Origin of the sequence: Streptomyces pseudovenezuelae, from assembly GCF_029892565.1 — a bacterium.
Classification (GTDB): Bacteria; Actinomycetota; Actinomycetes; order Streptomycetales; family Streptomycetaceae; genus Streptomyces; species Streptomyces pseudovenezuelae_A.
This window is the reverse complement of sequence record NZ_JARXVH010000008.1, coordinates 295158-313168: the sequence shown is the minus strand read 5'-3', so window position 1 is coordinate 313168 and position 18011 is coordinate 295158. Positions and strand designations below refer to the sequence as shown.

Genomic DNA, 18011 nt, shown 5'->3' with positions numbered 1-18011 from the left:
GAGGTGCCCGATCGATGGCTCGGGTAGATTCCCGCGGCGTGCTGCGTATTCGAGTCCTGGGTTCACCGGGCGCCGACCTCGGGGGGAACCCGGTCCCGCTGGGCGCTCCGCAGCAGCGCGCTGTCCTCTCACTCCTCGTCGTGGCCCGGGGCAGCACCGTGCCGGTCGAGCGGATGGCGGACGCGTTGTGGCGGGGCACACCGCCCGCCAAGGCCGTCGTGTCCCTGCACACCTACGTGTCCAACCTGCGCCGGTCCCTCGAACCGGGGCGCCTGCCGCGCACCCCGGCGACCGTCCTGGTCACCGCACCCCCCGGCTACGCCCTTCGCCTGCCCGCGGACGCGGTGGACGCCTGGCGCTTCGAGGCCGGGGTGGCCCGGGCCCGGCACGCTCCCGCCGAGGAGGCCCGCGAACTGCTCGCCGAGGCGCTCGGCTGGTGGCAGGGTCCGGCCTTCGCGGAACACGCCGACGAGGACTGGGCCGCGGCGGAGGTGGCCCGGCTGACCGAACTACGGGCCGAGGCCCGCGAACTCTCCGTCGCCGCCGACCTGCGCACCGGCCACGCGGCCGAGGCGGCACCGGCAGCCGAAGTCCTCGTACGCGAAAGCCCGTTGAGGGAGGAAGGCTGGCGCCTGCTGGCCCTCGCCCAGTGGACCTGCGGCCGCCAGGCCGACGCCCTCGCGGCGGTGCGCCGTGCGGCGAGCGTGTTGCGGGAGGAGCTTGGCTGTGACCCCGGGCCGGCACTGGCGGAGGTCGAGCGGGCGGTGCTTCTGGGGCGGGCCGATGTGCTTCGGGGGTTGGTGGAGGCGGGCGCGGGCGCGGGGGCCGGGCGTCTGTCGCCGGTGAGTGTCCGTGGGGGAGGGACGGGGTGGCCGGGTGGGTCGGGCTCGTCGGCGGATGGGGGCGCGAGCGGGGGTGGCACGCTGGCGTCCGCGCCTGGAGACGGGTCCGGGAGCGGGCTCGGCACACGCGGGCTCGCGTCCGCACACGGGTCCGGGAGCGGGCTCGTCGTACCCATATCTGCGCACGCGTCCGGGAGCGCGTTCCGCCCAACCGAGGGTGTCTTCGCGCCCGCGCCCGTGCCCGCGCTCGCCGCGCCCGGAAGCTCGCTCGTCCCGTCCAAGGCCATTCCCGGCGGCCTGCCCGCCCCGTCCCGATCGATAACCATGCCCTCAGTCGAGGCGGCCCGCACTGGCCATGACCTTTTCGTCGGTCGGGAGCGGGAGTTGCGTGCTCTGGGCGCTGTCGTGCAGGCCGCCCGGCCGCGTGGTGGTGTCGTGTTGGTGAGCGGGGAGGCCGGGGCGGGTAAGTCCGCGCTGCTCAACCAGTTCGCCGGCCGGCTGCAGGCCGACGGGTGGCGGGTGGTCGTGGGGCGGTGTCCGGAGGACGAGGGGACGCCGCCCGCCTGGGCCTGGGTGGAGGCGCTCGGGGCGCTCGCCCGGGACGTACCGCCGTCGCGGCCCGAGGAACTGGCCGTCCTGCTGCGCGAACCGCAGGACGGGGCCGCCGCCAGTCGCGACGAGGCGACCGCGGGGCGGTTCCGGACGCACCGCGCGTTCGCCGCCTGGCTGCGGGACGCGGCCGGTGCCGGGCCGCTCGCCGTCGTCCTGGAGGACCTGCACCGCGCGGACGGCGAGACGCTCGCCCTGCTCGAAGCGGCGGCCGGCGTCACCGGCGTACCCCTGCTCACCGTCACCAGCCACCGTCCGGCCGAGGTGGGCGAAGACCTCCTCAAGACGCTCGCCAGCCTCGCCCCCCGCGCCCCGCACCGGATCACGCTCACCGGACTGTCACCGACGGACATCGCCACGGTGGTCGGCTCCGTCTGCGGCGGGACCGTGGACGCGTCGACGGTGACCGCGCTCGCCGAACGCACCGGCGGCAACCCCTTCTACGTCCTGGAGAGCGCCCGTCTGCTGGCCAGCGAGGGCGCCCTGGTCGCCGTCTCGGAGGTCCCGCAGGGTGTGCGCGATGTGCTGCGCCGACGCCTGGCCATGCTGCCCGCCGGCGCCCGGTCGACCCTCCAACTCGCCGCCGTCGTAGGCCTGGAGGCCGACGTCGCCCTGCTGATCGACGCGTGCGACACGGGTGCCAACGGCGGTACGGCCGGCACGGGTGGTTTGGACGAGGAGGCGGTCCTTGACGGGCTCGATGCCGCCCTCGCGGCGGACCTGCTCGCCGAACCCGGCCCGGGGCGCGTGCGGTTCGTGCACGCGTTGGTCCGCGACACCGTCTACACCGACCTGTCCGGCGTACGGCGGGCCCGCCTGCACGCCCGTATCGCGCAGGCGTTGTCCCGCCACCGCCCCGACGATCTCGCCGCGCTGGCCCACCACTTCGCCCGCTCGGGCACCGCGGCGCACGCGCCGCTGGCCGTCGACTACGCGCTGTGGGCGGCCGAGTCGGCGGAGCGGCGCTACGCCTATGACGTCGCCGTCGACCTGATCCAGCAGGCGATCGACGTGCACACCGCCACCGGGGTCACGGGCGGCGTCGACACCGAACTCGACCGCACGGTAGGGCTGTTGGTGCGGCTGCTCGGCGCGCAGGTGCGGGCCGGCGCGACGGACGCGGCCCTGCACACGCGGCGGCGCGCGGTCGATCTCGCCGAGCGGGCCGACCGGGGCGACCTGGTCGCGGCGGTCTACGGCGCCTGGACCGAACCCTCCCCGTGGCGCAGCAGGTTGGAGGGCTTCTACGACCGCACGGCACTGGCCCGTCTGGAGCGGCTGACCTCCGACCCCGCCCTGGACGACCCCACCCGCGCCCGGGTGCTCCAGGTCCTCGTCGAGGCGGCCGCCGCCGTGGACGCGCCGCGCGCCCTGGACGCGGCCCACACCCAGCTGTCGCTCGCCCGCGCGAACGGCGAACCCCGTCTGCTGGCCGCCGCGTTGATGACCTCGGCCAAGCTGCTCCCACACGAGGCCCACGGCACCACCCGCACCCCGCTGGTCGCTGAGCTGCGCCGACTCGCCGAGGACCACGACCTCCCCGCCTACCGCTGGACCTGCGAACACCTCGACGCCATGACCGCCGGCACCCGCAACGACCCGGCAGCCGTACGCCGTCACACCGAGCGGGGCCTCGCCCTCGCGCACCGCTACGGGATGCTGTGGGCGCAGGGCCTCAACGCCGCGACCACCGCCATGCTCGCGACGGTCGCGGGCCACTTCGACGCGGCGGAGGCCTGGTACGCCGAGGCGGACGGCCTGGGTCGCCGCGTCGGCGCGCGCCACGCCACGCGCCTGCGCACCCTCGGCCTGATCACCATCCGGCTCGCCCGGGGTCGAACAGCCGAGATCGAGCCTCTGATGCGGGAGGTCTACGAGGCCGTGGGCGCCCCCGTCGGAGTGGCCCTCGCCCTCGCCCTGGCCCACGTCGGCAGACTCGACGAGGCGCGAGAGGTGCAGCGCCCCGACGCGATCGTGACCGACCACCTCTACGGCATCGACCTCGATTTCCGCTCCCAACTCGCCGTCCTGCACGGGGACTTGGAGGAGGCCGCCGCCTTGGTCGAGCACCTGCTGCCGCTCCGGAACCAGCTCGCCGGCGCGGCCGGAGCCGCCTACGCCACCCGCCCGCTCGCGCACGCCCTCGCCGACCTGTACCGCCTTCTAGGCGAGGACCGGGCCGCGGCCGAGCACTACGCCCTCGCCGAACGCACCGCCCGCGCCTGGTCCTCGACCCACCTCACCGCCAACGCCCGCCGCGCGGCGGAGGAGTTGGCCGCGGCACAGGGCCGCCGACGGACCTTCGCAACGTAGGGAACGGCTCAGGGGAGGGCGCCCGCGGGGGAGCGCACCGCGTGCCGCAGGCGGGCCGCGTCCTGGCTCGGGGGTGCGCCGAACTGGCGGCGGTACTCCCGGCTGAACTGCGACGGGTTGTCGTAGCCGACGCGCTGGCCGACCCCCGTGACGTCGCCCGGGTGAGTGGTGAGCAGCAGTCGGGCCTCCTGCAACCTGATCTGCTTCTGGAACTGGATGGGGCTCATCGCGGTCACCGCCTGGAAGTTGCGGTAGAACGCGGAGGCGCTCATGCCGGACAGCCGCGCCACGTCCTCGACCCGGAAGGGCTGCGCGTAGTGCTCGCGGATCCAGCGCACGGCCCGGGAGACATGGCTGAGGCTGCTGTCGGCGAGGCCGAGCTGGCGTACCGTAGCGCCCTGCTCGCCGGTGATCAGGCGCCACAGGATCTCGCGCTTGACCAGTGGGGCCAGGACGGCCCGGTCGCGGGGTTCGTCGAGCAGGCGCAGCAGCCGGACCACCGCGTCCAGCAACGCGTCCGGGGCGTCGCTGACGTAGATCCCCGACGAGGCGCCCCCGGTGGTGCGAGGCGCGTCGCCCGCCCCGGCCAGGAGCAGCAGCTCGGCCACGGCGGACGGCTCCAGCGTGAGGCCGAACCCCAGTGCGGGATGCTCGGGGTCGGCCTGTGTGAACTGTCCGGTGACCGGCAGGTCGACCGACGCGACCAGGTACTGCCCGGCGTGGTACTCGAACACCCGGTCGCCCAGCGCGAGGCGTTTGGCGCCCTGCGCGATGACCGCCAGTACCGTCCCGGACGTCGAGGGCGCCGGCGGATCCGACCGGTCGACCTTCGAGATGAGCACCCCGTCGATGGCGGTGGTCCAGTCGGGCCGGGCATGCCGGTCCAGCAGGGTGCGGAGTTCTTCGAGGTGCGGCATAGGAACAGTGCAACACGATTCCGTGCCGTGAGTCCTGTGACCGGGAGGATCGTGCAAGGACGGGCGAGCATTGTTGCGGGGCCGGGTGCGCACTTCGGAGGGTGAGTGGCGGGCATTCCGGAGGGTGGGTGTCGTACTCCCAGGAACGCGGCTCCTGCGAGAGCCGTGGCCTGGTTACCCGGGCGGCGGGCCGCGACCGTAGAGCCATGAACACGAACGCGGTAGCGCACCCCTTCGTCGGCATGTGGGTGACGGCGGACGGGCACATCCGTCAGGAACTACTCCCGAACGGTCGCTACGACGAGGCCCGGGGCAACCGGCAGAGCGCCTACACCGGCAGCTACACCGTCACCGGCAACCACCTCGACTACGTCGACGACACCGGCTTCACCGCCACCGGCGATGTCCGGGACGGCGTGCTCTTCCACGAGCACCTCGTGCTGTACCGGGAGGACGCCGTCCCCGGCCGATCGAAGAACTCGCAGTAGTCGACGCCGCGCACGCACAGCAGAGGTGACCGACATGGCAGGCCTGGAACTGATCGTCGTCGTGGCCGTCGGCGTACTGGCGATGGGCCGGCTGTCGCGCCGCACGGGGCTGAGCGAACCGCTGCTGCTGCTCGGCGCGGGCTGCCTGGTGGGACTGACGCCGGCCTTCGACTCGTTCGCGCTGTCGGCCGACGTCGTCCTGTTCCTCTTCCTGCCCGCCCTCCTGTACTGGGAGGCGCTGACCTCCTCGGTGCGCGAGATCCGCAACAACCTCCGCAGCATCGCCCTGCAGTCCACGGGGCTGGTCCTGGCCACCGCGGTCGCCGTCGCCGCGGTGGCCCACGCGCTGGGCTACGGCTGGCCCATCGCCTTTGTCCTCGGCGCGGTCCTGGCCCCCACCGACGCCGCGGCCGTGGCGGCCGTGGCCAAGGCGATGCCCCGCCGCATCCTGACCGTGCTGCGCACCGAGAGCCTCCTGAATGACGGGACCGCCCTGGTCCTGCTGGCCGTGACCATCGAGGTCGTCACCGACGAGCACCCCTTCACCTGGTCCGGCACGGCGATCGCCTTCGTCGAGTCGTACGCCGGTGGAATCCTGATCGGCGTCGCGGTCGCCCTGCTCCTGGTGCCGGTCCGGCGCCGGCTGCCCGAGCCCCTGCTCCACAGCGTGCTGAGCGTCGCCACCCCGTTCCTCGCCTACCTGCCCGCCGAACTCCTGCATGCGTCCGGCGTACTCGCGGTCGTCGTCTGCGGTCTGGTGACCGCCTGGTTCGGCCCACGCGTCATCGGCTCCGAGGCCCGCATCCAGGCCATCGCCTTCTGGGAGGTGGCCAGTTACCTGCTCAACAGCGCGCTGTTCATCCTCGTCGGCATCCAACTGCCCGCCACCGTCAGGGCGTTGACGTCCGTCTCGCTGTTGCAGGCGATGGTCGCCGCCCTCGCCGTGGCCGCCGCCGTGTTCGGGACGCGGCTGCTGTGGTTCTACTCGGTGCCCTACCTGGTCAGGCTCCCGGACCGACGCCCTCAGCAACGGGACCGCCGGATCACCGCCCCGCAGCGGCTGCCGTTGGCGTGGGCGGGGATGCGCGGAGCCATCTCGCTGGCCGCGGCGCTGACCGTACCCACCGCGACCGCCGAGGGACATGCCGTCGGGCAGCGCGACGCCGTCGTCTTCGTCACGACGGTCGTCATCGTCGTCACCCTCGCGCTCCTCGGCCCCACCCTGCCGACCGTGGTCCGCCGGGCCCGCTTCCCCGAGGACGAGGACAAGACCGCCGAACTCGCCCTGGCACGCTGGGAGATGAGCAGTTCCGCACTGCGGGCCCTGCCGGAGTTGGCGCGACGGTTCGAGGTCCCCCGAGGCGGACACCCTCCGCATGACCCAGGACATCGAGGACCGTACGGCCCCCGCTCCCGGCACCGCACGACACCGAGAAAGCCTGCGACTCCTCCAACTCGCCCTGCTCCAGGTCAAACGCGACACACTCACCGACCTGCGCGACACCGGCCGCATCGACGACATCGTCCTGCGCACGGTCCCGGAAGTGCTCGATGTGGAGGAGGTGCGCCTGGGGAGGAAGACCGGTCCATCGGCGTCAGCCGTCTCGCGGGAGGACACCTCGCACTCCTAGGTGCATGGGGGCCGGACGCTGCGGGAAGGCGGGCTAGCGTTTCGCGGCGGTGTAGGTCAGGTGGGTCACCCGGGACGATGCGTCGGTCCGCGTCTGTTCGAGGGCGAGGCGGGCGGGGTCCACGCGGTCGAACAGGCGGATGCCGGTGCCGAACAGCACGGGCGCGAGCGTGATCGAGAACTCGTCGATCAGGCCGCTGTCCAGGTACTCCTGGATCGTCTCGGCGCCACCGGCGATGCGCACATCACGGTCGCCGGCAGTCTCGCGGGCCTGGTCGAGGGCGCTCTCGATGCCGTCGTCGACGAAATGGAAGGTGGTGCCGCCCGGCCGCTCCCACGGGTCACGCCCGGTGTGGGTGACGACGAAGACCGGGGTGTGGAACGGCGCCTCCTCCGGCCAGGACGGCTCGCCGAGGTCGAACATCCGCTTGCCCATGACGCTCGCGCCGGTGCGGTCGAACGTCGCCCGTGCGATGTCGTTGTCGAGGCCCTCCTCGCCGCCCTCGCCGAACTTGAGGTTCTCCCGGAACCAGCGCAGCGGGAACGCCCACGCCTGCAGCTCCGACCACTTCGTCACCCAGCGCCTGACGTCCGGGTCGTCCTGCTTCTCGGGCGAGAAGGCGTCCTCGGCCGGCACGGCCTCGGGTGCCATGAAACCGTCGAGCGACATCGTCACGCTGAAGAAGACCTTCCCGGCCATCAGTCCTCCGCTCCCTTCGGGGTGGTCTCGTTCGAGGTGGCCTCGTTGCGGCCGGTGTCGTTCCGGGTGAGTTCGGCGACGTAGGCCGCCAGATTGCTCAGGGTCTGCTCGCCGCCCTCGATCGCGTGGTACTTCTCCACCGCCTCGTCGCGGAGTTCCTTGGTGGGGAACACCGTGCGCATCACGATCCGGGTCTCGTCGCCGGCCGGCTCGAAGGCCAGGACCGACTCGAAGGCGTTGGGGTCGTCCCGGGACTCGCCGTGCAGCATCACGATCCGCTCCGGCGGGACGATCTCCCGCCAGGTGATCCACTCCTGGTAGTCGGTCCCGTCCGGCCCGTGCATCACGAAGTCCCAGGCCCCGCCGACGCGGAACTCGTAGGACCGCGTGGTGGTGGAGAACCCCTCCGGTCCCCACCACCGCGACAGGTGCCGGACCTGCGTGAACGCCTCGAACACCAGCTCCCGTGGGGCGCCGATGAGCCGGGACATCACGATCTCGCGGTCCGTGGTCGTGTGTTCGGGCTCGCCGCCGCTACTGGTCGTCGCCATCGTGTGGTCCCTCCTGCTTTGCCTGCTTCAACTCCTGCACGTACTCGTCCAGCCGGTCGAAGCTCCCGCTCCAGAACCGCTCGAAGCCGCCCAGCCACTCGTGCACCGGCCGCAGCCCGCGGGCGTCGAGGCCGTACAGCCGCTGCCTGCCCGCCCCGCGGACCCGCACCAGCCCGACCTCCCGGAGCACCCGCAGGTGCTTGGACGCCTGCGGCTGGGTCATCCCCAGGTCTCGCGCCAGGTCGGTCACCGGCCGCTCGCCGCCCCGCAGCAGCACCAGGATCTCCCGCCGCTGCGGTTCGGCGATCGCGTTGAACGCGTCCGAGGTCGTCGCCGCTCGTGCCATGGCGCCATCGTATGCCCATATCGGCATGTGTCAACGCTCCGTCGCCGGGCCGCAGCACGGGAGGGGCTGTGCGACCGCGCACGTCCAGAGACGACACCGCGCACACCTGGAGGTGTCACTCCCGGGCCGGTTGCCGTTTAGGCTCGGACCTTCGTCCGTTCATCTCCCGTGGTTCGAGAGGTACTTGTCGCCGGTATGCGAATAATGAGCCACCCCACGAGGCACGCGCAGCTGCTCCGGCGCACGGCCGCCCTGGCGACAACGGCCGTTCTGCTCGGCGCCTGTGGCGAGTCCGAGGCAGGTGCACCGCCGAGTCCCTCGGGCAAGCCCTCGGTCCCCTCGTGTGTGACGTCGTCGGGGGATGTGCTCGCGGACATCGACGGCGACGGCCGTGCCGACCGCGTCTCCGATCCCTCCCACACCGGTGCGCGACTGACCGTCGCGTTCGGCGCGAAGACGGGCTACGGCAAGCCGGTCGGGGTGCGGAAGCTGGTCGGTGACGGCGGCGGGGAGAAGGGCGTGGTGGGAGCGGTCGCCGACTTCGACGGCGACGGGTGGAGCGACCTGGCCGTCGTGGCCACCGGGGAGACCCAGGGCGACGATGCCATCAAGCCGGCCGTGGCCAAGCTGGTGTCGGGCCCCTTCTCGTCCTCCGGCCGGGGACAGCACACCCGGAATCTCGACCTCGTCGAGACCCGTGGCGTCTCCGTGGCCGACTACAACCACGACTCCCGCCCCGACCTCGCGGTGTTCTCCTACAACGGCGACGGCGTCTACCAGACGGAGGCCCGCCTCGGCAGCAAGGACACCGGGCTCACCGACGCGTCCGCGGACTCGGCGGGATACACCAAGTACGTGTACTCGAACAACCCGGTCAAGCTGCCACCCTCCGGGTTGAGCAAGTTCTACCCGAAGTGCGGGAAGGCCGACGGTTCGGGCTGACGTGCCGATGGGCAAGGCGGACGTGCTCGTTGCGCAGGGCGGACGTGTCGTTGGACGGGGCCGAGACGTGCCGTGCCCCCAGAGCCGGCGGAGCCAACACGCGCCGCCCGTCCTGGGTGCGCCGCACCTAGGGAAACGGCGGCCTGGTTGCGGCGTGGGCGCGGATCGAGGCTTGGACCCGAAGCCACTCGGCCCAGCCTCAGCGCCTCCCGAAAGGGGCCCGCCATGAACACCGATGACACCACCAGCGCCAGCCTGCTCGAACAACTGCGACGCCAGTCCACCGACCCGCGTCGGCGCATCCTGTTCACCGGCGCGACCATCGTCACGATGGACCCGGACCTGGGCATTCTTCACAAGAGCGACCTGCTCGTCGAGGGCGAGACCATCGCCGCGATCGGGCCGGACCTGTCCGTGGAGGGCGCGGTGGTCGTCGACGCTTCCGGCACGATCCTCGCCCCCGGCCTCGTCGACACCCACCGGCACGCCTGGGAAGCCCAGTTGCGCAGAATCATGCCGGACGTCGACGACCTCGGCGGCTATGTGATGACCACGCTCGCCGGCTACGCCACCATCTACCGCCCGGAAGACATGTACATCGGTACGAAGTTGGCGGCCCTGACCGCGCTCGACAGCGGTATCACCACGATGCTCGACTTCTCCCACAACTCCCGTACCCGAGAGCACTCCGACGCGGCGATCGAGGCCCTCCGGGACACCGGCATCCGAGGCGTCCACGCCTCCATGGGCCCGCACTTCGGGGACTGGGACCGCCAGTGGCCGGCCGACCTGACCCGTCTGAAGGACCAGTACTTCAGCAGCGACGACCAGCTGCTCACCCTGCGGATGGCGACGCTGGCCACCGACGAGATCGCCGGACCCGTCCTCGCCTACGGGCCCGAACTCGCCCGTACCGCGGCCGACTTGGGCATCGGGGTCAGCGTCGACGCGGTCTTCGGCAAGGCCTCCTCGGAAGCCGTGCTGTCCTGGGCCGAGCACGGCATCCTCGGCCCCGATGTCACCCTCATCCACTCCACCGGCCTGACCACCGAGGCATGGAAGGCGATGGGGGAGTCCGGCACCACGGTCGCGCAGATCGGCCTGGAGACGGCGATCCCCGCCGTGGACGAGGCACTCGCCGTCGGCATCCGCCCCGGCCTGAGCATCGACGTCGAAGTCGCCCTGGCCAGCGACCTGTTCACGCAGATGCGGGCTCTGCTCGCGATCCAGCGGATGCGCGCGGTCAACGCCGCCTACGGCAGGGGCGGCGACCTCTCCCGCATCACCACGCACGACGTCCTGGACTTCGCCACCCTCCAGGGCGCCCGCACCAACGGTCTCGGTGGCGTCACCGGCTCCCTCACCCCGGGCAAGAAGGCCGACCTGCTGGTCGTCCAGGCCGAGGATCTCAACAACATGCCCCTCAACGACCCGATCGGGACACTGGTGTTGGGTTCCGACCCCCGCAACATCACCGCGGTCCTGGTCAACGGTCGCCCCCTCAAGTGGAACGGCGAGGTGCTCGACGTGAACCTCCCCGCACTGCGCGCCGAGGTCAACGCCTCCCGCACCTACGTGCTCAACACGCCGGCCGCCTGACGGGAGCCGGGCAAGCGCAATCGGCGCCCGGCCGGTGGCCGGGCGCCGACAACCACCAGTACCGCCAACTACCAGACCAGGTCGGGCTGCGGAATCGACGGCCGGACCAGCTGCCGGACGAAGAAGCGGACCGCACTGTCGGACTCGAACCTGGGCAGTTCCTTGTGCCCGCCCGAGTTGGCGTGCAAGGTCTTCTCCTCCGAGGCGAAGGCGTCGAACAGTGCCAGACCCGACTCGCGCGGGATGTGCTCGTCGTCCCACTGGAGCGTGTACTCGATCGGCACGGTGATCTGCCGCGCGTACTCGGCCAGGGCCTCGGGCCAGTGCAGGCCGAAGACCGCGGCCTTGATCCTGGGTTCGACCGCCGTCAGCGGCACCCCGATCGCGGTGCCCATGTTCAGACCGAAGTAGCCGACCGGATCCTCGTCGCCGACCCACTCCACGCCCTGGAGAAAGTCCAGGGCCGCCCGCCACTCCGGTACGGCACGTTCCGCCAGGTGGGCGTTGTACCGGACGACGATCGGGCCGACCGGCTCGCCCGTCTCCAGCGCCTCCCGCAGCGCGGCGATCTCCTGTTCGTCGTGCGCCGTGCGCGGACGGTCACCGTGACCGGGCGCGTCGATGCAGGCGACGTGGAAACCGCCGTCGACCACGAGGCGTTGGGCACGGCCCAGCATCGCGGGTGATTTCTTGTGATTGCCGCCGCCGTGGCCCATCAGGACCAGGGGTGCGCACTCGGCACGTTTGGACGACCAGAGCGCGCCGGTGACCTCACCCACGGTGAAGTCGTGCTGCATGACGCCGTTCGACGTTGTCACGCCGGTGAAATACGAAGATTGCATAGGTTGTTGCCCTTCGGGATCGCCTTGTCGAGGCGCTCCCGGCGACACCTAGGTCAATGGACCGACCACGAAGAGGAGGGGAGCACCCATACAGCTGTTGCGTTCACGGGGCTCACCTCCTCGCGCGGCATCGCGGTCAATTCGCACGCTACCAACCGGTGTTCATCCCGCCCAACTGCTTTTTCCGCAGCGGTTCTTGGGCCCAAGCCCGCTACTGCGCAGGGCTCAGCCCAGTCGCATCGCGTACCCCGCGTGGTGCAGCTCCTCGCCCTGGAACTCCCCGAAGGCCCAGAAACCGAGGTCGTCCAGGTAGTCGATCCGGTCACCGTCGATCCAGTACCGGCCCTGGTAGGCGTGCGGGCGACCGCCCCGGGTCTCGTCGTAGTGGCCGTCGGCGGTCAGCTCCTGGTGCAGGAAGTCGTTCTTGTCGATCCAGACGCCGACGCGCGGGCTGCCGGTCAGGTCCTGCGCGGCCGGGATGCCGGCCTCCGGCGCGGTGGGCCGACCGGAGGCGTCGGCACCGGCCCAGAGGACGGGCTTGCCGCCCGCGACCAGGGCGCGGACCTCCTCCGGGCGGGTCAGCAGCGTGGCCTGCGCGCTCGCCACGTCGGGCGCGAACTCGTCCGGTACGACGAGCAGGTCGCCGGCGTTCCCCGGCGTCAGCGTCGCGACGTACTCCGAGCGGTGGCCGCGTCCGCCGACCAGAGCGACGGTGTCCACGACGGCAGGCACCACGGTCATGCCCGTGCAGTCGACGACGATGGCGTTGTCGTCCTGCGCCGCCGTGATGATGCCGGGGCCGACCCCCACGAGCAGGGCGCCCACGAGCAGGACATCGGCACCGACCATGGTCCCGATCAACGGATCCATCGTCAGGACCCGGGCGTTGGTGAACAGGACGGGACGACCCGCGCCGTTCGAGACGATCTCGTCGAAGGCCTTGCCGTTCCAGTTCACGGTGTCCGTGGGGGTGACGCTCATGGCGGGCTCCTCAGCAGGTGGGCGGGTGTTTCACGGCCAGCCTGGTCGCGTCCACGGAACGCAACCAGGCCGCCGTTCGCCCAGGTGTCGGGCACCCACCCTGCGCTCAGCCCGCGGCAGCGGTGAGTGCGCCGAGCGCACTGGCCTGCGTACGCCAGTCGGTCTGGTTGGGACTGGTGCCGGCCCAGCGCTGACCGAGGGTGTTGGTGGAGCTACGGTCCCGCGCCCACAACGTGTCCGCCTGCTTCTGGACGTAGCTCTGATAGCCACTGGCACCGGTGGCCTTCGCGAGGTCGGCGAAGTGCCGCATGAAGATGCCCTTGAACTGCTTCTGGTTGTCGTCGCAGGACGCCGAACCGACGTCACAGGACTCGGTGAGCACACCTCCGACGGTCAGCTGTGAGCTGCTCATGGCGGCGTCGGCCAGGGTCCGCGCGGTGGTGAGATACGCACTGTCCCCCGTCGTCTTCCACAGTTCGGTGAAGCCGCCGATGGCCAGCCCTTGGTTGTAACTCCACACCGTGGAACCGTTGTTGGCGCAGGACGAGGTCAGACCGTCGTTCACAAGACCCGAGGAGTTGATCATCCCGCTGGACCGGTACCAGGCGGCCGACGTCTTCGCCCGCTGAAGCCACACGGTGTCGCCCGAGATCCGCTGATGCAGCGCCGTGGTCAGCCACAAGTACTGCCCGTTCGTGACCGCGTTCTTGTAGGTCCGCTCACGGTCCCACCACACGCCACCACCACAACTGCCGGTGTCCCAGTACTGCTGGACGTAATTGGCAATGGTGGCCGCCTCGTTGAGATACCGGGAGTCGCCGGTGTAGTCGTACGCGTCGAGCCAGGCGATCGCCCACCAGGCCGAGTCGTCGATGGAACGGCTGATGAAGTGCCCCTCGATCGCGTCCGAACTGCGCGTCCCGGCCGCGAAGACGCCCTTGTTCCGGTCGAAGGTGCGCGCGATGACCCAGTCGTAGTCGTGCGTGCCGGTGGTCTTCGCGAAGTCGATGACGGAGGCGAGCGTGGCCGCCGAGTTCCACCAACTGCTGGGCCACCAGCCGTTGTAGGGGTCGTACGAGGTCATCAACGCGTCCGCCGCGGCGCGTGCCCTGGTCGGCACGGGCCTGACCCACGCGGTGCAACTGCCCTCGTTGTGGCTCGCCTCCCGGCCGCACGCCCGGACCGCACCGCCGTAGAGGAGGCCGCGCGGGTCGCGGGTGGCGAACATCGCGGTACGGGTGCCGGTGGCGCCGGACGGGGTGCCGGTACGGCCGCGGGAGGAGCCGTCCGGCCAGGTCGAGCCGCCGTCCCAGGAGCGGTCGAGCCAGACCTCGTCACCGGCGCCACCGGATTCGATGCTCGCCCAGGCCATCGCGTTCTTCTGGTCGACGTGCAGCCGGATCGTCCGGCCGTAGAGGGTGGTTGACGGCACCGGCTGGTCGTCGCCGGCCGCCTGGCCGGCGCTCGTGCCGTCGCAGAGGGTGTCGCAGACCGTGGGGTAGGCCCAGTTCGTGCAGCCGACGCCGGCCGCGTCGCCGCAGGCCCGGATCAGCCCGCGTCGGTGGTTGCGCGGGTCGGTGACGTTGTACATCAGCGTCCTCGTGCCGGTCCATGAGCTCGGGACGCTCGCCTTGCCGAGCAGCCCCTCCCAGGTGGCGCCGCCGTCCCAGGAGCGGTCCAGCCACACCGAGTCGCCGGTCACGGCGTTGTCGATGCTGGCCCAGGCCATGTCGTCCGCGTCGGACACATGCAGTTCGACGCGCCGGCCGTTGAGGTCCTTGTTCGGCACTGGAAACGTTTCCTGTCTGGCCTGAGAAGGATCCAGCGTGTCGCAGGCCAGTACGCACACCTGGGTGGCGGCGGAAGCGGGAGAGGCGGCCGGGACGAGGGCCGCGAACGCGAGCGCGGCCGTGAGCAGGAAGGTGAGGAGCCGCGTTCTGACAACGATGTCGAAGCTGTGTGAGGGCACCGGAACTCGCCTCGATTTCAGAGTGGGGGACGCCGGTTGGGTCTCACTGAGCCAGGCGGTGGGGGGTACTGGTCCATACCTGTAGGGAGGCAGTGAACCGGCTCGGCCGGGAGCTGTCAACGTCTCCAACGAGAGTGATTCCAGGGGCGGTTCACACCGGCTGTGGCGGGTTGACACCCCGTTGTGGGGCGCACATCATCGGTGGAACTTCGGCGAGGCGCCTCGCACATTCACTGCTTTTTGAGCCCTCCACCTTTGTCGGCAAAGTTTTGAATCGATTCAACAGCCTTGTTCCCCCACCCGACCCGGGAGGTACCCATGCGGCGCCGCCGCCCCTTGCTGATCCGAACATCCCGTCCACAACGCGTGTTCGGCCTCGCCGCAGTGGTGGCCGCCGCACTGCTCACGGCTCCAGCGTCGGCCACCTCCGCGGCAACCCCGACGCCCGGGGCGGACGTGCGCCCGGCGGCCGTTGTCGCCCCGAACTACTCGCCGACCTCGCGCACCGTCAAGCCGACCGCGATCTACCGCACGTCCGGCAGCGTGGCGAACCCGCAGAACGTCCTCAACGGACAGCCGACGCGGATCTCCGGCTCGCAGTCGGCCATCACCCTCGACTTCGGCAAAGAGGTCGGTGGCGTGACAACGTTGTCCTTCGGGAGCGCCAGCGACAGCGGTCAGCGGGTCGGTCTGGCCTTCAGCGAGTCGTCCCTGTACGTGGGCAACAACAGCGACCGCAGCAGCGGCCGTGACGGCGAGGACGGCGCGCTCTACGCGACGGCCTCCGCGAACGGCACCTACACGGTCCCGACGGCTCAACAGCGAGGCGGCTTCCGCTACTTGACCGTCTTCCTGGACACCTCGGGCTGGGTGGATCTCAAGGGCGTCGGCCTCAACTTCACGGCGGCGCCGGGCAAGGCCAACCCGGCCGACTACGCCAACTACTTCTCCTCCAGCGACGACCTGCTCAACCGCATCTGGTACGCCGGTGCGTACACCGTGCAGCTCAACACCATCGCCTCCAACCAGGGCCGCGCCTGGCCGCCGCCGTCCTCGGCGTGGGACAACGGCGCGACCGTCGGCGTGGGTGACTCCGTCCTGGTCGACGGCGCCAAGCGCGACCGTACGGTGTGGCCGGGCGACATGGGCATCGCCGTACCGACGCAGTACGCGTACTCCAACGACCTCGTGTCGACGCGCAACGCGCTGACCACGATGTTCAACGCGCAGTCGGCGGCGGGCGAAATCCCTTGGTCGGGGCCGCCGTTCAACCTCACCGGCTCGGACACGTACCACACGTGGACCCTGCTGGGGACGTCCACCTACTACACCTACACCGCCGACCGGGCGTGGTTGGACACCGAATGGGCCAACTACAAGCGCGGGGTGGCCTTCATCACCAACAAGATCGACGGCAACAACCTGCTCAACGTGACCCGCACCCAGGACTGGGCCCGGGTCGGTCAGGGCGGGGAGAACATCTCCGCCAACGCGCTTTTGTACGCCGCGCTCAAGGGCGGTGCCACGCTTGCCACGGCCGAGGGCGACAGCGCGCTCGCCGCGAGCTGGAACAGCAAGGCGGCGGCCATCAAGTCCGCGGCCAACTCCCTGCTGTGGGACGCCGCGAAGGGCATGTACAAGGACAACCCCACCAGCGGTCTGTATCCGCAGGACGGCAACTCCCTCGCGATCTGGTACGGGCTGACCGACTCCACGGCCAAGGCGAAGAGCATCATCGCGGGGCTCGGCAGGAACTGGGGCATCTACGGTCCCGCCACTCCTGAATGGGGTGGCAACGTTTCCCCCTTCGCGGGCGGCATGGAGCTCAACGCCCGCTTCACCGCCAATGACGACTACACCGCCCTGGACCAGATCCGCCGCACCTGGGGTCACATGCTGACCACCGACATCGGCACCAAGAGCACCTTCTGGGAGGGCGTGAAGGCCGACGGCGGTCTGGCGTACGGCGGTTCGTTCATGAGCCTGGCCCACGGCTGGTCCACCGCGCCCACCTCGACGCTCACCTTCGACGTGCTGGGCACAGCGCCGGAGTCGTCGACCGGCGCCTACCGCTTCGTCCCGCACCCCGGCGACCTGACCAGCGCCGAGGGCCGCATCACCATGCCCCAGGGCGCGATCAACGCCTCCTGGTCCCGAGACCCCGCCGCCGGCACCTACTCGGCGCACCTGACCAGCCCGTCCGGCTCCGCCGGCCGCATCGGCGTGCCGAAGTTCGGCGGCGGCAACATCACGGTGACCGTGAACGGCGCCACCGTCTGGCGCAACGGAACCTTCACACCCACCTCCGGCATCACCGGCGCGAGCCAGGACGACACCTACGTCTACTTCACCGGCGTCGCCCCCGGCAGCTACACCGTGGCCGCCACCGGACTGGGCAATCCGGCGCCGCCCACCGATCCCGGCACCGGCGCACTGCGGCCCGGCTTCACCCGGTGCGCGGGCGAGGGCGGCACATGCTCCGTCAGCGGCACCCGCGCGGTGGCCTACGGCGCCGGGACCTACGTCTACAAGACGGTGACCGGCAGCACCACCTGCACCAACGACTCCTTCGGCGGTGACCCGGCGGACAATCTCGTCAAGTCCTGCTACGTCGCCGACGTGGGCGGCCCGCCCGGCTACACGTCCTGTGCGGCGGAGGGCGGCACCTGTGCCGTGCCCGGCTACAACCGTGACGTCGCCTACGGCGCGAACGGCAACTTCGTCCACCAGGTCACCAAGGGCTCCGTCGACTGCTCCAACGCCCACTTCGGCGATCCCATCGACGGTGTCGCCAAGTCCTGTTACCTGCCGCCCGACGGAGCCCCGGCCGGCGGCTGGACCAAGTGCGCCTCCCAGAACGGCACGTGTGCGGCAGCGGCGGGACAGCCGGTGATGTACGGCGCCTTCGGAGCGTTCGCGAAGGTCACCGCGACCGGCGACACCCCGTGCACCGACGCCACGTTCGGCGATCCCATCTCCGGTGAGTCGAAAGCCTGTTACACCGCGACCGGAGGCCCGGTCGGCTACGGCACGGCCTGCGCGGACGAGGCCGGGACCTGCTCCTTCAGCGGGCAGCAGACCGTCGCCTACGGTGCGCGAGGCACCTTCGTGTACAAGGCCTTCACCGGCAGCGCGAGTTGCTCGACGGCGGCGTTCGGCGGCACGGATCAGCTGCCCGGCGTACGCAAGAGCTGCTATCTGACCTCCTGACCTCCCGAGGGGGATGAGCAAGGGACCGGCCATCGACAACGGCGTCGACGGCCGGTCCCTTGCTCGGTCCGG

12 protein-coding genes and 1 pseudogene are annotated in these 18011 nt (G+C 71.0%); 6 read left to right on the top strand and 7 right to left on the bottom strand.

All coding sequences use genetic code 11. The features are described 5' to 3' along the window. The first annotated feature begins 38 nt into the window (after positions 1 to 38). Complete coding sequence (locus tag M2283_RS27070) at positions 39 to 3764, top strand: BTAD domain-containing putative transcriptional regulator (protein WP_432423128.1); 3726 nt, start codon at positions 39 to 41, stop codon at positions 3762 to 3764. 8 nt (positions 3765 to 3772) lie between these two features. Here M2283_RS27070 and M2283_RS27065 read toward each other — a convergent pair whose 3' ends face one another. Beyond that, positions 3773 to 4681 (bottom strand): AraC family transcriptional regulator, encoded by a 909-nt coding sequence (locus M2283_RS27065; protein WP_280878987.1) that lies wholly within the window; start codon positions 4679 to 4681, stop codon positions 3773 to 3775. Positions 4682 to 4887: 206 nt separating this feature from the next. Between M2283_RS27065 and M2283_RS27060 the strand changes: the two genes are divergently transcribed. Both M2283_RS27060 and M2283_RS27055 read left to right on the top strand, forming a co-directional pair. Next, positions 4888 to 5169: an Atu4866 domain-containing protein gene (locus tag M2283_RS27060; protein WP_280878986.1), complete on the top strand. Its 282-nt coding sequence runs from the start codon at positions 4888 to 4890 to the stop codon at positions 5167 to 5169. After that, positions 5084 to 6457 (top strand): annotated as a pseudogene (locus M2283_RS27055) (Na+/H+ antiporter); the annotation flags it as partial. The gene M2283_RS27060 and the pseudogene M2283_RS27055, both read left to right, overlap by 86 nt. 376 nt (positions 6458 to 6833) lie before the next feature. Here M2283_RS27055 and M2283_RS27050 read toward each other — a convergent pair. Genes M2283_RS27050 through M2283_RS27040 form a run of 3 tightly spaced genes read right to left on the bottom strand, consistent with a single transcriptional unit; the run spans position 6834 to position 8396 of the window. Continuing rightward, on the bottom strand, positions 6834 to 7499 hold the full coding sequence (locus M2283_RS27050; RefSeq protein ID WP_280878985.1) for a dihydrofolate reductase family protein: 666 nt from the start codon (positions 7497 to 7499) through the stop codon (positions 6834 to 6836). Continuing rightward, positions 7499 to 8050, bottom strand: coding sequence for an SRPBCC family protein (locus tag M2283_RS27045; protein ID WP_280878984.1), 552 nt, complete (start codon positions 8048 to 8050; stop codon positions 7499 to 7501). Before M2283_RS27045 ends, M2283_RS27050 begins: the two co-directional genes overlap by 1 nt. Continuing rightward, positions 8034 to 8396 carry an ArsR/SmtB family transcription factor gene (locus M2283_RS27040; RefSeq protein WP_280878983.1) on the bottom strand — a complete coding sequence of 121 codons (363 nt, stop codon included), beginning with the start codon at positions 8394 to 8396 and terminating at the stop codon, positions 8034 to 8036. The genes M2283_RS27045 and M2283_RS27040 overlap by 17 nt, the downstream gene beginning before the upstream one ends. 204 nt (positions 8397 to 8600) lie before the next feature. Between M2283_RS27040 and M2283_RS27035 the strand changes: the two genes are divergently transcribed. Next, entirely contained in the window at positions 8601 to 9338 is a 738-nt protein-coding gene (locus M2283_RS27035; protein ID WP_280878982.1) for an FG-GAP repeat domain-containing protein, read from the top strand. 225 nt (positions 9339 to 9563) lie between these two features. Beyond that, positions 9564 to 10937 (top strand): amidohydrolase family protein, encoded by a 1374-nt coding sequence (locus M2283_RS27030; protein ID WP_280878981.1) that lies wholly within the window; start codon positions 9564 to 9566, stop codon positions 10935 to 10937. A gap of 68 nt (positions 10938 to 11005) precedes the next feature. On the opposite strand, the gene M2283_RS27025 is transcribed toward M2283_RS27030, so the two are convergent. From M2283_RS27025 to M2283_RS27015, 3 genes are all read right to left on the bottom strand, one after another. Continuing rightward, positions 11006 to 11779 carry a dienelactone hydrolase family protein gene (locus M2283_RS27025; RefSeq protein WP_280878980.1) on the bottom strand — a complete coding sequence of 258 codons (774 nt, stop codon included), beginning with the start codon at positions 11777 to 11779 and terminating at the stop codon, positions 11006 to 11008. Positions 11780 to 12004: 225 nt separating this feature from the next. Next, on the bottom strand, positions 12005 to 12760 hold the full coding sequence (locus M2283_RS27020; protein WP_280878979.1) for an Atu4866 domain-containing protein: 756 nt from the start codon (positions 12758 to 12760) through the stop codon (positions 12005 to 12007). 106 nt (positions 12761 to 12866) lie between these two features. After that, positions 12867 to 14729 (bottom strand): glycoside hydrolase family 76 protein, encoded by a 1863-nt coding sequence (locus M2283_RS27015; RefSeq protein ID WP_280878978.1) that lies wholly within the window; start codon positions 14727 to 14729, stop codon positions 12867 to 12869. A gap of 318 nt (positions 14730 to 15047) precedes the next feature. On the opposite strand from M2283_RS27015, the gene M2283_RS27010 reads away from it, so the two are divergent. Continuing rightward, positions 15048 to 17939, top strand: a complete 2892-nt coding sequence (locus M2283_RS27010; protein WP_280878977.1) for an MGH1-like glycoside hydrolase domain-containing protein — start codon at positions 15048 to 15050, stop codon at positions 17937 to 17939. The last annotated feature ends 72 nt before the right edge of the window (positions 17940 to 18011 follow it).

Coding starts and splice junctions, on each gene's coding strand:
- M2283_RS27065 (WP_280878987.1), bottom strand. CDS start 4,681: ATGCCGCACCTCGAAGAACTCCGCACCCTGCTGGACCGGCATGCCCGG.
- M2283_RS27060 (WP_280878986.1), top strand. CDS start 4,888: ATGAACACGAACGCGGTAGCGCACCCCTTCGTCGGCATGTGGGTGACG.
- M2283_RS27050 (WP_280878985.1), bottom strand. CDS start 7,499: ATGGCCGGGAAGGTCTTCTTCAGCGTGACGATGTCGCTCGACGGTTTC.
- M2283_RS27045 (WP_280878984.1), bottom strand. CDS start 8,050: ATGGCGACGACCAGTAGCGGCGGCGAGCCCGAACACACGACCACGGAC.
- M2283_RS27040 (WP_280878983.1), bottom strand. CDS start 8,396: ATGGCACGAGCGGCGACGACCTCGGACGCGTTCAACGCGATCGCCGAA.
- M2283_RS27035 (WP_280878982.1), top strand. CDS start 8,601: ATGAGCCACCCCACGAGGCACGCGCAGCTGCTCCGGCGCACGGCCGCC.
- M2283_RS27030 (WP_280878981.1), top strand. CDS start 9,564: ATGAACACCGATGACACCACCAGCGCCAGCCTGCTCGAACAACTGCGA.
- M2283_RS27025 (WP_280878980.1), bottom strand. CDS start 11,779: ATGCAATCTTCGTATTTCACCGGCGTGACAACGTCGAACGGCGTCATG.
- M2283_RS27020 (WP_280878979.1), bottom strand. CDS start 12,760: ATGAGCGTCACCCCCACGGACACCGTGAACTGGAACGGCAAGGCCTTC.
- M2283_RS27010 (WP_280878977.1), top strand. CDS start 15,048: ATGCGGCGCCGCCGCCCCTTGCTGATCCGAACATCCCGTCCACAACGC.